Genomic DNA, 19,447 nt, shown 5'->3' with positions numbered 1-19,447 from the left:
GCTCTGGAAAGACTGACGTGAATACATTAGAACAAACGATTGGCAATACGCCGCTGGTCAAACTGCAGCGTATGGGGCCGGATAACGGCAGTGAAATTTGGGTCAAGCTGGAAGGCAATAATCCTGCGGGGTCGGTAAAGGATCGGGCGGCGCTGTCGATGATCGTCGAAGCGGAAAAGCGCGGCGACATCAAACCCGGCGATACCTTAATCGAGGCCACCAGCGGCAATACCGGCATTGCGCTGGCGATGATTGCGGCGCTGAAAGGCTACCGGATGAAGCTGCTGATGCCGGACAACATGAGCATGGAGCGCCGCGCGGCGATGCGCGCGTACGGCGCGGATCTGGTGCTGGTTACTAAAGAGCAGGGCATGGAAGGCGCGCGCGATTTGGGCCAGGAAATGGCGGATCGCGGCGAAGGCTACATCCTCGACCAGTTCAACAATCCTGATAATCCTCTGGCGCATTACCGTACCACCGGCCCGGAAATCTGGCGTCAAACCGATGGGCGCATCACCCATTTCGTCTCCAGCATGGGCACTACCGGTACTATTACCGGCGTCAGCCGCTTTTTGCGCGAACAGGCAAAACCCGTGACGATTGTCGGCCTGCAACCGGAAGAGGGCAGCAGCATTCCGGGCATCAGACGCTGGCCGGAAGAATACATGCCGGGCATTTATAATGCTGACTTAGTGGATGCTGTGCTGGATATTCATCAGCGAGAAGCAGAAAATACTATGCGCGAGTTAGCCAGCCGCGAAGGCATCTTCTGCGGCGTGAGTTCCGGCGGGGCCGTGGCTGGCGCTTTGCGGGTGGCGCGTGAAAATCCAGGCGCAATTGTTGTAGCGATTATCTGCGATCGCGGTGACCGTTATCTCTCGACCGGCGTATTCGGTGAAGAGAGCTACGCGCAGGGAGCAGGCATTTAAGCCGCTTCTGTGTTCGCGGATAGCATGCCCTGATGACCAGGGAAGGATAAAAGGATGACCGCAATCTTATTTGGCGACGGGCAGCGTGCGCTGCGCACGGATATTATTTCCGTTCAGTCGCAGGTGGTGTACGGCAGCGTGGGCAACAGTATCGCCATTCCCACGCTGCAACAGGCAGGCTTCAGGGCTATGGCCGTTCCCACGGTACTGCTCAGCAACACGCCGCATTATCCCAGCCTGTACGGCGGAGCCATTCCTGACGAGTGGTTTAAAGGCTATCTTACCGGGCTGCTGGAACGCGATGCGGTGCGGCATGTGAAGGGGATTATTACCGGCTACCTCGGCAGCGTCGGGCAGGCGGAGATCCTCGCCGGCTGGCTTGAGCAGGTGCGCGAACGCTATCCGCATCTCTGGGTGATAATCGATCCGGTAATGGGTGATACCGACAGCGGCATCTATGTGAAGCAAGAATTGCCGCAGGCCTATCGCGAGCGGTTATTGCCGCTGGCGACCGGCATCACGCCTAACGCCTTTGAACTGGAGCGCCTGACGGGCCGCGCCAGCCCCACCTTAGCCCAGGCAGTAGACGCCGCCAGAACGCTGCTGACCGGGAACACAAAGTGGGTAGCGGTCACCAGCGCGCCAGGCGACGATCTGCCGTCTGACCGTATGCAGGTAGCTCTGGTGACAGCGCAAAATATCGAGGTGTTTGTTCATCCGCGCGTCAATGCGGAGCTGAAAGGGACGGGGGATCTGTTCTGTTCGGCGCTGGCGGGTAAACTGCTACAGGGCGTGAGCCTTCCCGAAGCAGTGAAAGGGGCGAGCGACCGGGTTGTCGACGTGATGCGCCACACGCTGGCGTTAGGGTTTGATGAACTGGCGCTGCCGGAACATCCCTGAGTGAGCAGGATAAAAAAATGGCGCCTTTCGGCGCCATTTTTACTAAAGCAGCATTACTTCTTGATGCGGATTACCGGCGTTTCGCCTACGGTCACGCTACCAGACAGCTTATTCAGCTCTTTGATTTCGTCCATATTGGAAATAACAACCGGCGTCAGCGTGGATTTGGCTTTCTCTTCCAGCAGCGGCAGATCGAATTCGATAACCGGATCGCCAACTTTCACGCGTTGACCTTCTTCAGCGATACGCTTGAAGCCTTCGCCTTTCAACTCAACGGTATCGATACCGAAGTGAACGAAAAGCTCAATGCCGCTATCGGACTCGATAGAGAAGGCGTGGTTGGTTTCAAAGATTTTACCGATGGTGCCGTCAACCGGTGCAACCATTTTGTTACCGGTTGGTTTGATAGCAATACCATCACCAACGATTTTTTCCGCGAACACTACATCCGGCACATCTTCAATATTAACGATTTCGCCAGACAGTGGAGCAACGATCTCAATGGTTCCGGTGTCGCTATTGCCTTTGTCACCGAACAGTTTACTAAATAACCCCATTAGCCTTCTCTCCTAAGCAGTAATTTGGGCCGCATCTCGTGGATTAGCAGATTGTTTTTTCTTCAATGAACTTGTTAACCAGCGTCATTAACTCGTCCGTTGTCGGTTGAGCAAGAGCCTGCTCTGCTAACACCTTCGCATCTTCGTAATTCGTATTACGAATTATCTTCTTGATACGCGGGATAGAAATGGCACTCATACTGAATTCATCCAGACCCATCCCCAACAACAGAAGTGTAGCACGTTCGTCGCCTGCAAGCTCACCACACATTCCGGTCCATTTACCTTCTGCATGAGATGCATCAATCACTTGCTTAATTAGAGTCAGTACAGACGGCGACATCGGCTGGTAAAGATGTGAAATCATATCATTACCGCGATCAACTGCCAGGGTGTACTGTGTTAAATCGTTCGTTCCGATACTAAAGAAGTCGACTTCTTTGGCCAAATGACGCGCAATTGTCGCCGCCGCCGGTGTTTCCACCATCACGCCAACTTCAATAGATTCGTCAAAGGCTTTGCCTTCATCGCGCAGTTCCTGCTTGAAGGTCTCGATCGCTGTTTTCAGCACACGGACTTCTTCAACGGAGATGATCATTGGGAACATGATGCGCAGTTTTCCGAAAGCGGAGGCACGCAGGATGGCACGCAGCTGATCGCGCAGGATCTCTTTGCGGTCCATGGCGATACGCACGGCACGCCAGCCCAGGAACGGGTTCTCTTCTTTCGGGAAGTTCATGTACGGCAGTTCTTTGTCGCCGCCGATGTCCATAGTCCGGACGATCACCGCCTGAGAACCGCAGGCTTCCGCCACGGCTTTGTAAGCAGCGAACTGCTCTTCTTCGGTTGGCAGCGCGTCGCGATCCATAAACAGGAATTCGGTACGGTACAGACCCACGCCTTCCGCGCCGTTGCGCTCAGCGCCTGCGACGTCGCGCACGGTGCCGATGTTGGCGCAAACTTCAACCTGGTGGCCGTCAAGGGTGATGGCCGGCAGGTCTTTCAGTTTCGCCAGTTCTGCTTTTTCTTCAGCAACCTGCGTTTGAATGTTGCGCAGGGTTTCGATCTCTTCATCGCTCGGGTTCACGTAAACTTTATTGTTTACCGCATCGAGGATCAGATAGTCGCCGTTTTTCACCTGAGAGGTGATGCTGCTGGTACCCACAATGGCAGGCAGTTCCAGGGAACGTGCCATGATAGAGGTGTGGGAAGTACGGCCACCGATATCGGTGATGAAACCCAGTACCTTTTTCAGGTTCAGCTGTGCGGTTTCAGACGGCGTCAGATCGACGGCAACCAGGATCACTTCGTCCTGAATCGCGCTTAAATCGATAATGGCGAGGCCAAGAATATTACGCAGCAGGCGTTTACCGATGTCGCGCACGTCAGCCGCACGCTCTTTCAGGTATTCGTCATCGAGCTCTTCCAGCGCAGTCGCCTGGCCTTCGATAACGTCATAAGCTGCCGCATCGGCAGTGATGAGCTTGTCCTTAATCAGGGCTATGATTTCCTGCTCTAGCTCCTCATCTTCCAGCAACATAATGTGGCCTTCGAAGATGGCTTCCTTTTCCTCACCGAAAGTTTCGCCGGCTTTGACTTTGATCGCTTCTAACTGCGTAGAGGCCTTGGCACGCCCACTCAGGAAACGCTCAACTTCCTGATCAACCTTATCGGCAGAAATCTTTTTCCGGTCGATGACAATCTCATCTTCTTTCAGCAGCAGTGCTTTGCCGAAAGCGATACCCGGGGATGCTAAAATGCCTGAAATCATAACCCTACCTTACTTGTGACTGATATTAATAAGAACCCGGAACTTACTCGAGTTCAGCCATCAGTTTTACTAAATGCTCAACAGCTTTCTGCTCGTCTTCGCCTTCCGCAGAGATGCTTACCACGGTGCCCTGGGTCAGACCCAGAGTTTGCAGTTTGAACAGGCTTTTTGCGCTGGCGCTTTTGCCGTTGGAGGTCACAGTGATATCAGACGTGAAGCCTTTCGCTTCTTTAACAAACTGAGCAGCAGGGCGGGTATGCAGGCCGTTCGGAGCGGTAATGGTAACTTCTTGCTGGAACATTATATTTCCCCAACTTATAGGTTTAGTGTTGTGGAACTAAAGTCTAGCCTGGCGGCCACACTTTAGCCTGAAAGTTGTGCCGGCGTTCGTTCAAGGCAACGCGACACAGAATGCCAGAACTGCGAAATCGCACGGCGCCGTGAAGCGACCCGCGTTTCGCTCGTCATCAATCATTATGCAGCTAATAACAAAGCTTAACCAAATCATTAAATCGATTCAGCCGATACTAATCCAATAATGATTAATTTCACGCATCGAAATAAATTGATGCTTAAATACCAGAGCCAGCGAGATGAGGCAATGCCAGGAGCGGTGAAAGTTTGAAGCAGGGCACAAAAAAGCACCCTAAAAGGTGCTTTTTTATTCACAATTAACAATCTGGCATCATTGTTGCAATTCTTTCTCAGTAAAGAGATCGGCAAACAAAGCGGTGCTCAGATAACGCTCACCTGAAGACGGAAGGATAACCACAATATTCTTGTTGGTAAAGGCTTCGTCTTCCTGAAGTTTGAGCGCGGCAGCAACGGCAGCGCCGGAAGAGATACCCGCCAGAATGCCTTCTTCTTCCATCAGGCGACGCGCGGTGGAGATGGCTTCGTCGTTAGTGATCGCGACGACTTTATCGATCAGTTTCAGATCCAGGTTGCCCGGGATAAAGCCTGCACCGATACCCTGAATTTTGTGCGGGCCTGGTTTCAGCTCTTCGCCAGCCAGCGCCTGGGCGATAACCGGGGAATCGGTCGGCTCGACCGCCACGGTGATCAGCTCGGATTTCCCTTTGGTGTTCTTGATATAACGGCTCACGCCGGTCAGCGTACCGCCCGTACCCACGCCGGAGATAAACACGTCTACCTGGCCATCGGTGTCTTCCCAGATTTCCGGGCCGGTGGTTTTTTCGTGGATTTCCGGGTTCGCCGGGTTGCTGAACTGCTGAAGCAGCAGGTATTTTGCCGGATCGCTGGCGACAATTTCTTCCGCTTTCTGAATTGCGCCTTTCATGCCTTTCGCGCCTTCAGTCAGCACCAGGTTCGCGCCCAGCGCTTTCAGCAGCTTGCGGCGTTCGATGCTCATGGTTTCCGGCATGGTCAGGGTCAGTTTGTAACCGCGTGCGGCGGCGACATACGCCAGCGCGATACCGGTGTTGCCGCTGGTGGGTTCAACCAGCTCTACGCCCGGTTTCAGTACGCCACGTTTTTCGGCATCCCAAATCATATTGGCACCGATGCGGCATTTGACGCTGAAGCTTGGGTTGCGTGATTCTACCTTCGCCAGGATGCGTCCGTTACCGATACGGTTCAGTCGAACCAGCGGCGTATGACCGATAGTCAGCGAGTTATCTTCATAAATCTTACTCATGGCCTGTCCTTAACTGTATGAAATTTGGGAAACAGAGTTAGCATACGCACTTCCCTACCAGGGGGAAGTAAGTAATTCGCATATCTATATGCTGATGAGAAATAATGATGACCATTATAGAATAAGAGACGGCATAAGCCGTCTCGTTTCAGTGCCTGACGGTTATTGCCACTGCGCATGGCGGCGGCGGTAGCAGTCCACCCACATCGCGGTAGCACCGCACACCGCTACCGGCATAATCACCAGATTTAAAAACGGAATCAGCGTAAACAGGCTGACCAGTGCGCCGAACTGCATATTGGTAAATTTGCGTTCGCGCAGGGCGATGCGCATCTCTTTAAAGGGCACTTTATGGTTATCGAAAGGATAGTCGCAATACTGAATGGCCAGCATCCAGGCGCTGAATAAAAACCACAGCACCGGTGCGACGGTCTGGCCGATGCCGGGGATAAAGTAGAGGAGCAGCAGGACGATGGCGCGCGGCAAATACCAGGCAAGCTTTTGCCATTCGCGCTTCATAATGCGCGGCACGTCTTTGATGATGCCGAACACGCCGGTATCCGGCGGGGTAGCGCCGGTTAAGCGCGCTTCGAGTTGTTCCGCCAGCAGGCCGTTAAACGGCGCGGCAATCCAGTTCGCCAGGGTAGAAAAGAAATAGCCGAAGATCAGCAGCACAGAAAGCACCACCAGCGGCCAGATGACATAGCTCAGCCATTGCAGCCAGTCAGGCACATAGGACATCAACTGCGGGATCCAGACATCAAACCGGGAAAACAGCCACCAGAACGCGCCGCCCATCAGCAAAATGTTGATCAGTAACGGCAGGATAACGAACCGGCGAATGCCTGGCAGAGTGACCAGTTTCCAGCCCTGAGAAAAGTAATACAGACCGCTACGCGGCGTGCCGCCGGATTGTGAAACCATATTGAGGCTTACTCCTTTAATATCAGCCAGGGTCAACGCAGGCTATCTTAACCGAGCCCGGAAATATCGCCAGTTCGGAAATGGTCGAAAAAACAGCAAAAAACACGTTTTATTTCATCTTTATGCGGAGAAAAACGTGAGTGGACTTGCACTTGAGCAGATGGGCAAATACTCTTAGTGAGTAAATGTTTGCCGCAGTGGCAAGGTGTTAGAACAACAGAGAATATAATGATGCAGGATTTGCGTCTGATATTAATCATTGTTGGCGCAATCGCCATAATAGCCTTACTGGTGCACGGCCTGTGGACCAGCCGTAAGGAACGCTCTTCTGTGTTCCGCGACCGTCCGATTAAACGGATGAAGTCGAGGCGTGATGACGATTCTGATGATGATGGCGACGACATGGAAGACGAAGGGGTCGGTGAAGTGCGTGTTCGCCGCGTTGCACCCGATCATGACAGCGTCTCCCGGGAACCTGAGCCGCCTCGCCAACCGGAAGCGCCGCAGCATAACTACCAGCCTCCTTACGCGTCTTCGCAGCCGCGCCAGCCTGTGGCTCGTCCTCAGGAACCTGAGCAACGCGCGCCGGTGCAGCCACAGCCTGTTCAGCAGGCCCCCGCTGCGCCGCAGCCAGCGCCAGTTCAGCCTGTAGCAAGGCCGCAGGAGCCGCAGCCAACTGCGCCGCAACAGCAGCCAGTGACCCATGCGCCTCAGCCAGAGCCTGTGGCACAGCCTGAACCCGCTCCCGCGCCGGCACCTGAAAAACCGCGCCTGAAAGAGACCGTTATCGTGATGAACGTTTCGGCTCACGCGGGTACTCAGCTTAACGGCGACGTATTGCTTAACAGCATCCAGCAGGCAGGTTTCACGTTTGGTGAAATGAACATTTTCCATCGTCACCTGAGCCCGGACGGCAGCGGCCCGGTACTGTTCAGCCTGGCGAATATGGTCAAGCCGGGGTCTTTCGATCCAGAAAATATGCATACGTTCGCGACGCCTGGCGTCACCATCTTTATGCAGGTGCCTTCCTACGGCGATGAGATCCAGAACTTCAAGCTGATGCTTCAGTCTGCGCAGCACATTGCCGATGAAGTCGGCGGCGTGGTGCTGGACGATCAGCGACGCATGATGACGCCGCAAAAACTGCGTGAATACCAGGATCGAATCCGCGAAGTGAAAGAAGCCAACGCATAACGTGTGTGCGGTGAACAACATTCTCTAAGCCCCCGCATCGTCGGGGGTTTTTTTCATTGGTGGTGTGATATGGACTCAATAGAACAAAAACTGACTGAACTTAGAACCACGCTTCGCCATCATGAATATTTGTATCATGTGATGGATGCGCCTGAGGTCCCGGACGCTGAATACGATCGGTTGATGAATGAATTGCGCGCCCTCGAAGCGGATAACCCCACATTAATTACTCCGGACTCGCCAACCCAGCGCGTTGGTGCCGCGCCACTGACGGCGTTCACCCAAATCCGCCATGAAGTGCCGATGCTGTCGCTGGATAACGTGTTCGATGAAAGCAGCTTTCTGGCCTTCAACAAGCGCGTGCAGGACCGGTTAAAAAGCAGCGAAGCCCTGATTTACTGCTGTGAGCTCAAGCTTGACGGCCTGGCAGTGAGCCTGCTGTACGAAAATGGTTTGCTGGTCCGCGCCGCTACCCGTGGTGACGGCACAACCGGGGAAGATATTACATCTAATATTCGTACCGTACGGGCGATCCCGTTGAAACTGCGCGGCGACGATATTCCGGCGCGTCTGGAAGTGCGCGGTGAGGTTTTCCTGCCTCAGGCCGGATTTGAAAAGATCAACGAAGAGGCCCGGCGCACCGGCGGTAAAGTCTTCGCCAACCCGCGCAACGCGGCGGCGGGATCGCTGCGCCAGCTCGATCCGCGCATTACGGCAAAACGTCCGCTGACTTTTAACTGCTACGGCATTGGCATTCTGGAAGGCGGCGAACTGCCAGCCAGCCACTATCAGCGCCTGCAACAGTTTGCCAAATGGGGCCTGCCGATAAGCCATCGCACCCGCCTTTGCCAGAGCCCGGAAGAGGTGCTGGCATTTTATCATCAGGTCGAGGCCGACCGACCGCAGCTGGGTTTTGATATCGACGGTGTAGTAATCAAAGTCGATTCACTGGATTTGCAGGAGCAACTGGGCTTTGTGGCGCGCGCCCCGCGCTGGGCGGTGGCCTTTAAATTCCCGGCTCAGGAGCAATTGACCTTTGTGCGTGATGTGGAGTTCCAGGTCGGGCGCACCGGTGCCATTACGCCAGTCGCGCGTCTTGAGCCGGTTCAGGTGGCGGGCGTGCTGGTCAGCAACGCCACGCTGCACAACGCAGACGAGATTGAACGGCTGGGGCTGCGTATAGGCGATAAAGTGGTGATCCGCCGCGCCGGAGATGTGATCCCGCAGGTGGTCAACGTGGTGCTCTCCGAGCGTCCGGAGGAGACCCGCGAAGTCGCCTTCCCGACGCACTGCCCGGTTTGCGGTTCCGATGTGGAGCGCGTCGAGGGCGAAGCGGTGGCGCGCTGTACCGGCGGCTTGATTTGCGGTGCGCAGCGTAAAGAATCCCTGAAGCATTTTGTTTCCCGCCGGGCGATGGACGTTGACGGCATGGGCGACAAAATCATCGATCAGCTGGTTGAGAAAGAGTACGTCCATACGCCAGCGGATCTGTTCCGGTTAACCGCCGGAAAACTCACCGGCCTGGATCGTATGGGGCCGAAATCGGCGCAGAACGTGGTCGACGCGCTGGAGAAAGCCAAATCCACCACGTTTGCGCGCTTCCTGTACGCGCTGGGCATCCGTGAAGTGGGTGAGGCCACGGCGGCAGGGCTGGCGTCTTACTTTGGCAACCTGGACGCGTTAACAAAGGCCAGCATTGAAGAGCTGCAAAAAGTCCCGGACGTAGGGATTGTGGTGGCGACACATGTGTTTAACTTCTTCGAGGAAGAGAGCAACCGTGAAGTCATCCGCCAGCTGGTAGAAGATATCGGTATCAGTTGGCCTGAACCGCTGGTGATCAAAGCCGAAGAGATCGACAGCCCGTTCGCAGGGAAAACGGTGGTGCTGACCGGCTCGCTGAGCCAGCTTTCGCGCGATGACGCCAAAGCGCGGCTGATAGCCCTCGGCGCGAAAGTGGCGGGCAGCGTGTCGAAAAAAACCGATCTGGTGATTGCCGGGGAAGCGGCGGGCTCAAAACTGGCGAAGGCGCAGGAACTGGGCATTGCAGTGATCGACGAAGACGAAATGATGCGCCTGCTGGGTGAATGACATGGAAAAAGAGCAGCTCATCGCTATCGCCAATACTGAGATGCCGTTTGGTAAATACAAAGGCCGCAGGCTAATTGATTTGCCGGAAGAGTATTTGCTGTGGTTCGCCCGCAAGGATCAATTCCCAGCCGGGCGGCTGGGCGAGCTACTGTCGATAACGTTACTGATCAAAACCGAGGGGCTGACGCATCTGGTTCAGCCCCTCAGGAAGTAGCCTCAGACTTTTGCGGCGCGGGCATTTTCCTGCGCCTGCAACTGCTCGGTCTGATGTTTATAATGCCGCGCCAGTACCGCGCAGACCATCAACTGGATTTGGTGAAAAATCATCAGCGGCAGCACCATCATCCCAATTACCGACGTCGGGAACAGAATGTTGGCCATCGGGATGCCGTTGGCCAGGCTTTTCTTCGAACCGCAGAACACAATGGTGATCTCATCAGCTTTGCTGAAGCCGCATTTGCGGGCGACCACCACGTTCACCACTAACACGATGGCTAACAGCACCAGGCTGACCACCACGATAAACAGTAACGAACCCAGGCCCACCTGGTGCCAGATGCCGTTAACGACGGCCTCGCTGAAGGCGGTATAGACCACCAGCAGGATAGAGGTCTGATCGGTGACCGAAATCAATTTTTTATGACGCGCCACCCAGCCACCAATCCACGGGCGCGACAGATGGCCCAGCACAAACGGCAGCAGCAGTTGCAGCATAATCTTGCCGACCTGCTCAAGGCTGCCTTCCGCGCCGTGCATATTCATCACCAGCCCGACCAGCAGCGGGGACAGGAAAATCCCCAGCAGGCTTGATGCCGAAGCCGAACAGACCGCCGCCGCAACGTTGCCGCCCGCCAGCGAGGTAAAGGCGATAGCAGACTGTACGGTAGCAGGCAAAATGCACAGATAGAGGAACCCGGTGTAGAGCTCCTGGCTGACGTTGACCGGTGCCCACCACGCGAACAGCACGCCAAGCACCGGGAAGAGAATGAAGGTACTGCACATCACCCAAAGATGTAACCGCCAGTGGCTGCCGCCCGCGATAATCGCTTCACGCGATAGCTTGGCGCCGTGCATAAAGAAGAGCAAGGCAATGGCCGCCGTGGTAAGCCCTTCGAAGAACGGAACGAATCCGCCGCGTGCCGGTAAGAACGAAGCCAGTAACACCACGGTAATCAGCGTGATGGTAAACGGATCGAGGATACGCAAAAGTTTCATAATCTCTCCTGAGTCGAGGTGTTATTTTGCGTTTTTCATTTTGAGAAATAAAATTGATTTATTGCATCCATTCATGAAGGAAATGTATGAATGTCTCACTGCGCCAGTTGCGCACCTTTGTTACCGTCGCGCAGGCCAAAAGTTTCAGCCGCGCCGGAGACATCATTGGCTTAAGTCAATCCGCCGTGAGCCACAGTGTAAAAGAGCTTGAGCGCCAGTGCGGCGTGCGGCTGTTCGATCGCACCACCCGGGAAGTCGTAATGACCGAGGCCGGGCATCAGCTTGCTGCGCGGTTGGAGCGCTTACTGGATGAGCTGAACAGTACCCTACGCGATGCCGGACGGGTAGGGCAGCAGCTATCGGGGACGGTGCGCGTTGCGGCCAGCCAGACGATATCCGCGCACTTAATTCCGCAGTGCATCGCGCAAAGCAATCGCGACTACCCGGAAATCGATTTTGTGCTGCACGACAGGCCGCAGCAGTGGGTACTGGAGAGTATTCGTCAGGGCGAGGTGGATTTCGGCATTGTGATTGACCCGGGCCCGGTAAGCGATCTGCAATGCGAGGCGGTGCTTTCAGAGCCGTTTTTATTATTATGCCGTGAGGATCACCCTTTCAGTCAGCAACGACATGTTCCCTGGCAGGCGCTGCAAGACCAGCCGCTGGTTTTACAGGATTATGCCTCAGGAAGCCGTCCATTGATCGACGCGGCGCTTCACCGCCAGCGTATTGAAGCCAGTATTGTCCAGGAGATTGGCCATCCGGCGACGCTGTTTCCTATGGTGGAGGCGGGGATTGGTATTAGCGTGCTGCCCGCGCTGGCGCTGCCTTTGCCGCAGGGCTGTCACCTGGTGGTCAAACCGCTAACGCCGGTTATCGAACGGCGACTGATGCTGGTGCAACGTAAGAAAAGATCGCTGTCCGGTGCGGCGCAGGCCATTTGGGACGTGGTACGCGCGCAGGCCCAGTGCCTGACCCAGGCGCGCATCCACGATCCGCTGTTTAACGTGCCGGGCGATCAGACGTAAACATCAACCTGGCGATCGCTGGCCGGCGCGTTAACGCTTGCGGTGCTGCTTTGCTGTTCTTGTTTCTTCTGGGCTTCTTCCACCTGCTGGCGCTGCAACTGCGCCAGCTGGGCTTGCAGCATTTTAATCTGCGTCTGGAGCAGCTCTTGCTGCTTTTGCTTCTGCTCAGCGCTGCCGCTGCTGTTGGGAATGTCTTTCAACTGTTGGGTGAGTTTGGTGATTTGCTGGGTAAGGCGGGTGATTTGCGCCGCCAGGCTGTTGCCCTGGGATGCGCTGCTTCCGCCGCTGCTGGTGGGTACTGAAGTGGTGGTAGATATCGTTGTCATTTGAGCCTCCTTTTCTTGCCAGTACGACTCTATCGGCCCGTTTTTTAATAACTTGAGTATCTGGCGCAGAACAATTGATATAAAAACGCTATTGATTGGTCGGGCAAAGTGTATTGGTTGTTAGCCGTGGTCTGTCGTTATAACTCAGAGACTTATTACTCTGAAGGAAATGTTATGACTGCGATTCTGCACTCTCATCCCGATCTCTGCGCTGAAATCATTCGCGCACATAAACCTGATTTTACTCCCCGCGTTGCGTTTATCTTCGGCTCCGGGCTGGGGGCGTTAGCCGACCAGATCACCGATGCGGTTGCCATCTCCTTTCAAAAATTGCCCGGTTTCCCGGTCAGCACCGTACACGGCCATGCCGGAGAGCTGGTGCTAGGCCAACTGGCGGGCATCAACGTTGCCTGTATGAAAGGGCGCGGTCATTTCTATGAAGGACGAGGAATGTCCGTGATGACCGGGGCCATCCGTACTTTCAAATTATTGGGATGCGAACTGTTGTTTTGCACCAACGCGGCGGGGTCGCTGCGCCCTGCGGTAGGGCCTGGCCAACTGGTCTCGCTAACGGATCATATCAATATGATGCCGGGCTCTCCGCTGGTGGGGCCGAATGATGAGCGGTTCGGTGAGCGCTTTTTCTCGCTGGCCAATGCCTATGACGCCGATTACCGTGCGCTGTTGCAACAGGCGGCCGCGCATCAGGGCTTCCCGCTCCACGAAGGTGTATTTGTGTCTTACCCCGGCCCCAACTTTGAGACCGCAGCGGAAATCCGCATGATGCAGATTATCGGTGGTGATGTGGTGGGGATGTCGGTGGTACCAGAGGTGATTTCCGCCCGCCATTGCGGCCTGAAAGTGGTCGCGGTAGCGGCGATAACGAATATGGCGGAAGGACTGAGTGACGTGACCTTATCCCACAGTCAAACCCTGGCGGCAGCGGAACTCTCCCGGCAAAACTTTATCGACTTAATTTGCGGTTTTCTGGGCAAATTACCCCGTATATAAGGGATTTACAGTGCTATAAGGACAATGATTATGGGCATTGCAGGCCGTTTAAAAATCATGTCGTTTATGCAGTATTTTATCTGGGGAAGCTGGCTGGTGACCCTGGGCTCGTACATGATTAACACCCTCCATTTCACCGGCGCAAATGTCGGAATGGTATACAGCTCAAAAGGCCTGGCGGCGATCATTATGCCAGCGCTGGTGGGAATTATTGCTGATAAATGGTTACGGGCTGAGCGTGCTTATTGCCTGTGCCATTTAATCTGCGCCGGCGCGTTGGGTTACGCCGCCTGTGTCAGTCAACCGGAGGTAATGTTCTGGGCGATGCTGGTTAACGCCATGGCGTTTATGCCGACTATCGCGCTGTCGAATAGTATTTCGTATTGCTGTCTTGAGAAGGCCGGGATGGACACGGTGACCTGTTTTCCACCCATTCGCGTCTACGGCACCCTGGGGTTTATTGTCGCCATGTGGACAATTAGCCTGCTGGGTTTTGAGCTGAGCCATGCCCAGTTAGTTATCGCTTCTGGAGCATCGCTATTACTGGCGCTGTATGCGTTAACCCTGCCGCCGGTTCCCTGTGCTAAAAAGAAAGCACAGCCTGGCCTGGCGGCAAAACTGGGTTTGAATGCGCTGGTGTTGTTTAAGCAGCCGCTGATGCTGGTATTCTTTTTGTTCGCCATGCTGCTGGGCGCGGTGCTGCAAATCACCAATACTTTTGGTAGCCCGTTCCTGCATGATTTCGCCCGCGATCCGCTATTCGCCGACAGCTTTATCGTCAAATACCCTTCGTTGTTGCTTTCCGTTTCGCAGATGTCCGAAGTGGGGTTTATTTTAACCATCCCATTCTTTCTCAAACGCTACGGTATCAAGGTCGTGATGCTGATGAGCATGGTAGCCTGGACGCTGCGCTTTGGCTTATTTGCTCTTGGGGATCCCTCCGCCAGCGGGACGATCTTTTTGCTGTTGTCGATGATTGTGTATGGATGCGCATTCGACTTTTTTAATATTTCCGGGTCGGTATTTGTAGAGCAGGAAGTTGATCCGTCGATCCGAGCCAGCGCGCAGGGGCTTTTTATGACCATGGTTAACGGTATCGGCGCGTGGGTGGGGTCGATTTTAAGCGGTATGGCGGTGGATTATTTCTCTGTCGATGGCGTAAAAGCGTGGCCGACGATATGGCTGGTGTTCGCCGCCTACGCGTTGGCGCTGGCCGTGCTGTTTTCGCTCAGTTTTCATTACCGACATCAGCCCGATAAAACTCTGCGTAAGTCACTGTCTCATTAATCCCCGAATGTTAAATAACAGGGTATGAAGCGGCAATGACAGGAGCGCGCAGAAATGGAACACGCGTATCGGACCGATCTTAAACTGCTGCGCTACTTTGTGGCGGTAGCTGAAGAGCTGCATTTTGGCCGCGCAGCGGCAAGGCTGAATATGTCTCAGCCGCCGTTAAGCCTGCATATTAAAGAGCTGGAAACCCAACTGGGCACGCCGCTGTTTGTTCGCCATTCCCGTAGCGTAGCGCTGACCCATGCGGGCAAAATCCTGATGGAGGAGTCGCGCCGCCTGCTGGCGATGGTCAATGCGTCGCTGGCGCGTGTGGAGCAAATTGGTCGGGGGGAGGGAGGGCGAATTGAGCTGGGCGTGGTGGGCACCGCGATGTGGGGCCGAATGAGACCGGTAATGCACGCATTTTTGCGCGACAACCCAAATGTGGACGTTCAGTTTCGCGAAAAATCACCGGGAATGCAGTTGGCGTTACTTGAGCGCCATGAGCTGGATGCCGGTATCTGGCGTATGGCGCTCGACCTGCCGCAGGGGATGGTTGGATTACGGCTGCATGAAGCCGCATTTCTGGTGGCTCTGCCGCAGGATAGCCCGCTGACACGCCAGCAAACTATTCCGCTTGAAGCGCTACGAAATGAATATTTCGTTACGTTGCCATCGGTTCATTCTGACTGGTCGTTTTTGCAGCGGGTATGCCAGAAGGCGGGATTTTCGCCAATGATAATTCGCGAAGCGGTAGAGCCGCAGACGGTACTGGCGATGATAAGTATGGGGTTGGGGGTGACGTTAATGGCGGACAGCTATGCACAGATGCAGTGGCCAGGAGTGGTATTTAGGCCGCTCAAAGAGCGCATACCGGCAGATTTATATATTGTCTATCAACCGGCGCATACCACACTGACGGTAATGAGGCTGGTAAAGGCGTTAACGCAGTAAACCGCAGATAGCAAAAAAGCGCCTTTAGGGCGCTTTTTTACATTGGTGGGTCGTGCAGGATGACTCGCTTCGCTCGCCCTTCGGGCCGTCGCCGCAAGCGGCTCCGTTGTCTCACTTCGTTCGACCCGAACCTGCTGCAGGTTCGAATCTTCTGTATCGCAGATAGCAAAAAAGCGCCTTTAGGGCGCTTTTTTACATTGGTGGGTCGTGCAGGATTCGAACCTGCGACCAATTGATTAAAAGTCAACTGCTCTACCAACTGAGCTAACGACCCGAAATGGTGGGTGATGACGGGCTCGAACCGCCGACCCCCTCCGTGTAAAGGAGATGCTCTACCAACTGAGCTAATCACCCATTTCGGTACTACCGGGTACTTCGCAATGCGCTTTTCGATATGGTGGGTGATGACGGGCTCGAACCGCCGACCCCCTCCGTGTAAAGGAGATGCTCTACCAACTGAGCTAATCACCCACATCGAAATCGCTGTCGTACTGCTTAACGGGAACCATCTTATTATGATGGTGGGTGATGACGGGCTCGAACCGCCGACCCCCTCCGTGTAAAGGAGATGCTCTACCAACTGAGCTAATCACCCCCGCTGTGTGGAGTCGCATTATAGGGAGAGTTGAAAATGAGTCAACGCATTTTCTTAAGTTTTTAATCGCTCGTCTTAAATTTAGCCAATGCGATCGTTTCTTCCCCGTTGACGCTTGATTTGTCGTCAGTTTATCGCATTAACGCTTAACAACAGGGTTCAACATTGAGGAATCGGTTGACGGTGGTAGAATATTGCCCACTTAGCATTCCCAGGCATTTGCCGTTTTCCGGCACCTTTACAAACGTAAGGCCAATTAATGAAAATCAAAACCCGCTTCGCACCGAGCCCAACCGGCTATCTGCACGTTGGTGGCGCTCGTACTGCTCTCTATTCCTGGCTTTTTGCTCGCAATCTCGGCGGTGAATTTGTCCTGCGCATTGAAGATACCGATCTGGAGCGTTCAACGCCGGAAGCCATCGAAGCTATTATGGACGGCATGAACTGGCTGAGCCTGCAGTGGGACGAAGGCCCGTACTACCAAACCAAACGCTTCGATCGCTATAACGCGGTGATTGATGAGATGCTGGAAGCGGGCACGGCGTATAAATGCTACTGCTCTAAAGAGCGTCTCGAGGCGCTGCGTGAAGAGCAGATGGCGAAAGGCGAAAAGCCACGCTACGACGGGCGTTGCCGTCACGGTCATGAACATCACGCCGCCGATGAGCCGTGCGTGGTGCGTTTTGCTAACCCGCAGGACGGTTCAGTAATTTTTGACGACCAGATCCGCGGCCCGATCGAATTCAGCAACCAGGAGCTGGACGATCTGATCATCCGCCGTACCGACGGTTCCCCGACCTATAATTTCTGCGTTGTGGTTGATGACTGGGACATGGAAATCACCCATGTGATTCGTGGCGAAGACCATATCAACAACACGCCGCGCCAGATCAACATTCTGAAAGCCCTGAACGCGCCGGTTCCGCTGTATGCCCACGTGTCGATGATCAACGGCGATGATGGTAAAAAACTCTCCAAACGCCACGGCGCGGTCAGCGTGATGCAATATCGTGATGACGGCTATCTACCGGAAGCGCTACTGAACTATCTGGTGCGCCTGGGCTGGTCTCACGGCGATCAGGAGATTTTCAGCCGCGAAGAGATGATCAAGCTGTTCGATCTGCATGCGGTCAGCAAATCCGCAAGCGCCTTCAACACGGAAAAACTGCAGTGGTTGAACCATCACTACATTAATACCTTAGCGCCGGAATATGTGGCGACCCATCTGCAATGGCATATCGAGCAGGAAAATATCGATACCCGCAACGGCCCGGAACTGGCGGCGCTGGTAAAACTGCTGGGCGAGCGCTGCAAGACGCTGAAAGAGATGGCCGCGACCTGCCGCTATTTCTATGAAGACTTCGCAGAATTTGACGCCGACGCGGCGAAAAAACACCTGCGTCCGGTAGCACGCCAACCGCTGGAAGTGGTGCGCGATAAATTAGCGGCTATCACCAACTGGACGGCGGAAAATGTCCACGAAGCCATTCAGGCCACGGCGGATGAGCTGGAAGTCGGTATGGGTAAAGTGGGGATGCCGCTGCGCGTGGCGGTTACCGGGGCAGGGCAGTCGCCAGGCCTGGATGTGACCGTGCATGCTATCGGCAAGAGCCGTTCGGTAGAACGCATTAATAAAGCGCTGGCGTTTATCGCCGAGCGTGAAAGCCAGCAGTAATATTGCGGTTAACAAATAAAGCCGGTGAATACCGGCTTTATTTTTGGCTGCTATTCATCTTTAATGCCGAGCCGCTTTAACAGCCCGCTGATGCCTTCACGCAGAATCAAGGCAGAAAGCTGCTGACGCTCATGGGGCGTTATGGCCTGGGCGACCTGCCGTAATTGATTTTCCAGCTGCGCGGCATCATCACCGTAAGCAATTACGGGTTCTGCGGCGTGGTAGCCTTCCGTTCTGGATTGCATTTTCCGCGTGCCAGAGACATATTCACGCACCCGGTCATCCACAATAATCAGATGCGCTTTTCCTCCCTTAACGCCTTTTAAAGGAACGGTTTGCCATTGCTGATCGGTTACCCAACGATTAATGGTTTGCGCTTTATAGCCCGTTAATTCGGCCAGTTCTGCCGGGGTCATCCTTGGTTTAAAAATCATCATAGGCTAGTCATCATGGCGAATACTGAGTCGTTGCAACATCCCGGAAATACCTTCTCGCAGTAAAAGAGAGGTCATCTGTTTTTGTTCGGACGGGGTCATCTCTTTCAATGAATTAATCAGCAAATTTTCGAGCGGCGTTTCGACTTGCGGGGCGATATAAGATGCGTGAGGTTCAGAGGCGCGCTGTGCGCTGCGAATAAAATGTCGAACTTGTTCATTCACGTGGATCAATCTGGCTTTACCGCCCTGCACGCCGGGCTTGGGTGAGGTTTCCCACCCCTCTTTGCGCACCCATTTATTTATCGTTTGCCGGCTGTAACCCGTTAGCAATGCCAATTCTTCAGGCGTCATTCGTTCCTTGAGCATGAGTACTCCAGTGATTTATAAGGTTATTAGCTGTTCATCTTATAGCACTATTTTACTGGAAACTGTGACGTGAATAACTAGCGGGTTCAGGAAAGTGCGAGACAGATGCCATGTTGCTGGCTTTTTCAGCGGTTGAATCCAATCGGTGAATTTCGCGTTGACAGTCCAGGGTGGAATTCATATTATTCGGGCCGTCAACACGACAACGATTTTGCGTCGGGGCTATAGCTCAGCTGGGAGAGCGCTTGCATGGCATGCAAGAGGTCAGCGGTTCGATCCCGCTTAGCTCCACCAAACTTCATCCCACAAGTTTGGTGCAAACAAAGAATCGTGGGGCTATAGCTCAGCTGGGAGAGCGCTTGCATGGCATGCAAGAGGTCAGCGGTTCGATCCCGCTTAGCTCCACCACTTTTCAAACCCTCGCTTCGGCGGGGGTTTTTCGTTTCTGCGTCCTGCCTCTTTCAGATTTCCCCGGTCAATGATTTAATTTTATTTATGTCAATTTGTAGTATTTCGTTAAAGCCTTGTTTATTGAGGGGAGATTAATC

19 protein-coding genes, 6 tRNA genes and 1 other RNA gene are annotated in these 19,447 nt (G+C 54.3%); 12 read left to right on the top strand and 14 right to left on the bottom strand.

What is annotated here, in order from left to right:
- Positions 1–17 precede the first annotated feature (17 nt).
- Both cysM and pdxK read left to right on the top strand, forming a co-directional pair.
- Positions 18–929 carry a cysteine synthase CysM gene (gene cysM, locus ACVV26_RS15780; protein WP_312982987.1) on the top strand — a complete coding sequence of 304 codons (912 nt, stop codon included), beginning with the start codon at positions 18–20 and terminating at the stop codon, positions 927–929.
- Between the two features lie 54 nt (positions 930–983).
- Complete coding sequence (gene pdxK / locus ACVV26_RS15775) at positions 984–1,829, top strand: pyridoxine/pyridoxal/pyridoxamine kinase (protein ID WP_474798167.1); 846 nt, start codon at positions 984–986, stop codon at positions 1,827–1,829.
- Between the two features lie 53 nt (positions 1,830–1,882).
- On the opposite strand, the gene crr is transcribed toward pdxK, so the two are convergent.
- From crr to cysZ, 5 genes are all read right to left on the bottom strand, one after another.
- A complete protein-coding gene (crr, locus tag ACVV26_RS15770) occupies positions 1,883–2,386 on the bottom strand; it encodes a PTS glucose transporter subunit IIA (protein ID WP_312982989.1) in 504 nt (167 codons plus the stop codon).
- Between the two features lie 43 nt (positions 2,387–2,429).
- A complete protein-coding gene (ptsI, locus tag ACVV26_RS15765) occupies positions 2,430–4,157 on the bottom strand; it encodes a phosphoenolpyruvate-protein phosphotransferase PtsI (RefSeq protein WP_474798166.1) in 1,728 nt (575 codons plus the stop codon).
- Positions 4,158–4,200: 43 nt separating this feature from the next.
- On the bottom strand, positions 4,201–4,458 hold the full coding sequence (gene ptsH, locus ACVV26_RS15760; RefSeq protein ID WP_002463574.1) for a phosphocarrier protein Hpr: 258 nt from the start codon (positions 4,456–4,458) through the stop codon (positions 4,201–4,203).
- Between the two features lie 384 nt (positions 4,459–4,842).
- Positions 4,843–5,814: a cysteine synthase A gene (cysK, locus tag ACVV26_RS15755; RefSeq protein WP_312982991.1), complete on the bottom strand. Its 972-nt coding sequence runs from the start codon at positions 5,812–5,814 to the stop codon at positions 4,843–4,845.
- Positions 5,815–5,976: 162 nt separating this feature from the next.
- Positions 5,977–6,738 (bottom strand): sulfate transporter CysZ, encoded by a 762-nt coding sequence (cysZ, locus tag ACVV26_RS15750; RefSeq protein WP_474798164.1) that lies wholly within the window; start codon positions 6,736–6,738, stop codon positions 5,977–5,979.
- Between the two features lie 228 nt (positions 6,739–6,966).
- Between cysZ and zipA the strand changes: the two genes are divergently transcribed.
- From zipA to ACVV26_RS15735, 3 genes are all read left to right on the top strand, one after another.
- The gene (gene zipA, locus ACVV26_RS15745; protein ID WP_474798163.1) at positions 6,967–7,932 is read left to right on the top strand and encodes a cell division protein ZipA; all 966 of its coding nucleotides are present in this window, start codon (positions 6,967–6,969) and stop codon (positions 7,930–7,932) included.
- A 69-nt stretch (positions 7,933–8,001) separates the two neighbouring features.
- Positions 8,002–10,020 carry an NAD-dependent DNA ligase LigA gene (gene ligA, locus ACVV26_RS15740; RefSeq protein WP_474798161.1) on the top strand — a complete coding sequence of 673 codons (2,019 nt, stop codon included), beginning with the start codon at positions 8,002–8,004 and terminating at the stop codon, positions 10,018–10,020.
- A gap of 1 nt (position 10,021) precedes the next feature.
- Positions 10,022–10,234: a DUF3820 family protein gene (locus ACVV26_RS15735; RefSeq protein ID WP_312982995.1), complete on the top strand. Its 213-nt coding sequence runs from the start codon at positions 10,022–10,024 to the stop codon at positions 10,232–10,234.
- A gap of 2 nt (positions 10,235–10,236) precedes the next feature.
- Here ACVV26_RS15735 and ACVV26_RS15730 read toward each other — a convergent pair whose 3' ends face one another.
- Entirely contained in the window at positions 10,237–11,235 is a 999-nt protein-coding gene (locus ACVV26_RS15730) for a bile acid:sodium symporter family protein (RefSeq protein ID WP_474798160.1), read from the bottom strand.
- Between the two features lie 86 nt (positions 11,236–11,321).
- On the opposite strand from ACVV26_RS15730, the gene ACVV26_RS15725 reads away from it, so the two are divergent.
- Entirely contained in the window at positions 11,322–12,263 is a 942-nt protein-coding gene (locus ACVV26_RS15725; protein WP_474798159.1) for a LysR family transcriptional regulator, read from the top strand.
- Here the strand turns inward: ACVV26_RS15725 and ACVV26_RS15720 are convergent.
- Positions 12,254–12,589, bottom strand: a complete 336-nt coding sequence (locus ACVV26_RS15720) for a FlxA-like family protein (protein ID WP_474798158.1) — start codon at positions 12,587–12,589, stop codon at positions 12,254–12,256. The genes ACVV26_RS15725 and ACVV26_RS15720 overlap by 10 nt on opposite strands.
- Before the next feature lie 174 nt (positions 12,590–12,763).
- On the opposite strand from ACVV26_RS15720, the gene xapA reads away from it, so the two are divergent.
- From xapA to ACVV26_RS15705, 3 genes are read left to right on the top strand one after another with little or no spacing between them, the layout of a single operon-like run.
- Positions 12,764–13,600, top strand: coding sequence for a xanthosine phosphorylase (gene xapA, locus ACVV26_RS15715; RefSeq protein ID WP_474798157.1), 837 nt, complete (start codon positions 12,764–12,766; stop codon positions 13,598–13,600).
- A gap of 30 nt (positions 13,601–13,630) precedes the next feature.
- Positions 13,631–14,887 (top strand): nucleoside permease, encoded by a 1,257-nt coding sequence (locus ACVV26_RS15710; protein ID WP_474798156.1) that lies wholly within the window; start codon positions 13,631–13,633, stop codon positions 14,885–14,887.
- A 54-nt stretch (positions 14,888–14,941) separates the two neighbouring features.
- Complete coding sequence (locus ACVV26_RS15705) at positions 14,942–15,826, top strand: LysR family transcriptional regulator (RefSeq protein ID WP_474798155.1); 885 nt, start codon at positions 14,942–14,944, stop codon at positions 15,824–15,826.
- A 43-nt stretch (positions 15,827–15,869) separates the two neighbouring features.
- Here the strand turns inward: ACVV26_RS15705 and ACVV26_RS15700 are convergent.
- From ACVV26_RS15700 to ACVV26_RS15680, 5 genes are all read right to left on the bottom strand, one after another.
- Positions 15,870–15,994: non-coding RNA, RtT sRNA (locus ACVV26_RS15700), on the bottom strand.
- A 30-nt stretch (positions 15,995–16,024) separates the two neighbouring features.
- Positions 16,025–16,100 (bottom strand) — tRNA-Lys (locus ACVV26_RS15695).
- 4 nt (positions 16,101–16,104) lie between these two features.
- Positions 16,105–16,180 (bottom strand) — tRNA-Val (locus ACVV26_RS15690).
- A 41-nt stretch (positions 16,181–16,221) separates the two neighbouring features.
- Positions 16,222–16,297: transfer RNA gene (locus ACVV26_RS15685), tRNA-Val, on the bottom strand.
- 48 nt (positions 16,298–16,345) lie between these two features.
- A tRNA-Val gene (locus tag ACVV26_RS15680) sits at positions 16,346–16,421 on the bottom strand.
- Between the two features lie 259 nt (positions 16,422–16,680).
- Here ACVV26_RS15680 and gltX point away from each other — a divergent pair.
- Complete coding sequence (gltX, locus tag ACVV26_RS15675; protein WP_312978069.1) at positions 16,681–18,096, top strand: glutamate--tRNA ligase; 1,416 nt, start codon at positions 16,681–16,683, stop codon at positions 18,094–18,096.
- Positions 18,097–18,146: 50 nt separating this feature from the next.
- Here the strand turns inward: gltX and ACVV26_RS15670 are convergent, their stop codons facing one another.
- Entirely contained in the window at positions 18,147–18,533 is a 387-nt protein-coding gene (locus tag ACVV26_RS15670) for a YfeC-like transcriptional regulator (RefSeq protein ID WP_474798153.1), read from the bottom strand.
- Between the two features lie 3 nt (positions 18,534–18,536).
- On the bottom strand, positions 18,537–18,899 hold the full coding sequence (locus ACVV26_RS15665) for a YfeC-like transcriptional regulator (RefSeq protein ID WP_474798152.1): 363 nt from the start codon (positions 18,897–18,899) through the stop codon (positions 18,537–18,539).
- A gap of 218 nt (positions 18,900–19,117) precedes the next feature.
- On the opposite strand from ACVV26_RS15665, the gene ACVV26_RS15660 reads away from it, so the two are divergent.
- Positions 19,118–19,193: transfer RNA gene (locus ACVV26_RS15660), tRNA-Ala, on the top strand.
- A gap of 38 nt (positions 19,194–19,231) precedes the next feature.
- Positions 19,232–19,307 (top strand) — tRNA-Ala (locus tag ACVV26_RS15655).
- The last annotated feature ends 140 nt before the right edge of the window (positions 19,308–19,447 follow it).

This window comes from Atlantibacter sp. MEI4A-1023 (assembly GCF_056155425.1).
Note: the sequence above shows the minus strand (reverse complement) of the source record. Positions and strands in the feature narration are given on the sequence as shown.

Coding starts and splice junctions, on each gene's coding strand:
- cysK (WP_312982991.1), bottom strand. CDS start 5,814: ATGAGTAAGATTTATGAAGATAACTCGCTGACTATCGGTCATACGCCG.
- ligA (WP_474798161.1), top strand. CDS start 8,002: ATGGACTCAATAGAACAAAAACTGACTGAACTTAGAACCACGCTTCGC.
- ACVV26_RS15665 (WP_474798152.1), bottom strand. CDS start 18,899: ATGCTCAAGGAACGAATGACGCCTGAAGAATTGGCATTGCTAACGGGT.
- ACVV26_RS15725 (WP_474798159.1), top strand. CDS start 11,322: ATGAATGTCTCACTGCGCCAGTTGCGCACCTTTGTTACCGTCGCGCAG.
- zipA (WP_474798163.1), top strand. CDS start 6,967: ATGATGCAGGATTTGCGTCTGATATTAATCATTGTTGGCGCAATCGCC.
- ACVV26_RS15710 (WP_474798156.1), top strand. CDS start 13,631: ATGGGCATTGCAGGCCGTTTAAAAATCATGTCGTTTATGCAGTATTTT.
- ptsI (WP_474798166.1), bottom strand. CDS start 4,157: ATGATTTCAGGCATTTTAGCATCCCCGGGTATCGCTTTCGGCAAAGCA.
- xapA (WP_474798157.1), top strand. CDS start 12,764: ATGACTGCGATTCTGCACTCTCATCCCGATCTCTGCGCTGAAATCATT.
- ACVV26_RS15735 (WP_312982995.1), top strand. CDS start 10,022: ATGGAAAAAGAGCAGCTCATCGCTATCGCCAATACTGAGATGCCGTTT.
- crr (WP_312982989.1), bottom strand. CDS start 2,386: ATGGGGTTATTTAGTAAACTGTTCGGTGACAAAGGCAATAGCGACACC.
- ACVV26_RS15730 (WP_474798160.1), bottom strand. CDS start 11,235: ATGAAACTTTTGCGTATCCTCGATCCGTTTACCATCACGCTGATTACC.
- gltX (WP_312978069.1), top strand. CDS start 16,681: ATGAAAATCAAAACCCGCTTCGCACCGAGCCCAACCGGCTATCTGCAC.
- ACVV26_RS15670 (WP_474798153.1), bottom strand. CDS start 18,533: ATGATGATTTTTAAACCAAGGATGACCCCGGCAGAACTGGCCGAATTA.
- ptsH (WP_002463574.1), bottom strand. CDS start 4,458: ATGTTCCAGCAAGAAGTTACCATTACCGCTCCGAACGGCCTGCATACC.
- cysZ (WP_474798164.1), bottom strand. CDS start 6,738: ATGGTTTCACAATCCGGCGGCACGCCGCGTAGCGGTCTGTATTACTTT.
- pdxK (WP_474798167.1), top strand. CDS start 984: ATGACCGCAATCTTATTTGGCGACGGGCAGCGTGCGCTGCGCACGGAT.
- ACVV26_RS15720 (WP_474798158.1), bottom strand. CDS start 12,589: ATGACAACGATATCTACCACCACTTCAGTACCCACCAGCAGCGGCGGA.
- ACVV26_RS15705 (WP_474798155.1), top strand. CDS start 14,942: ATGGAACACGCGTATCGGACCGATCTTAAACTGCTGCGCTACTTTGTG.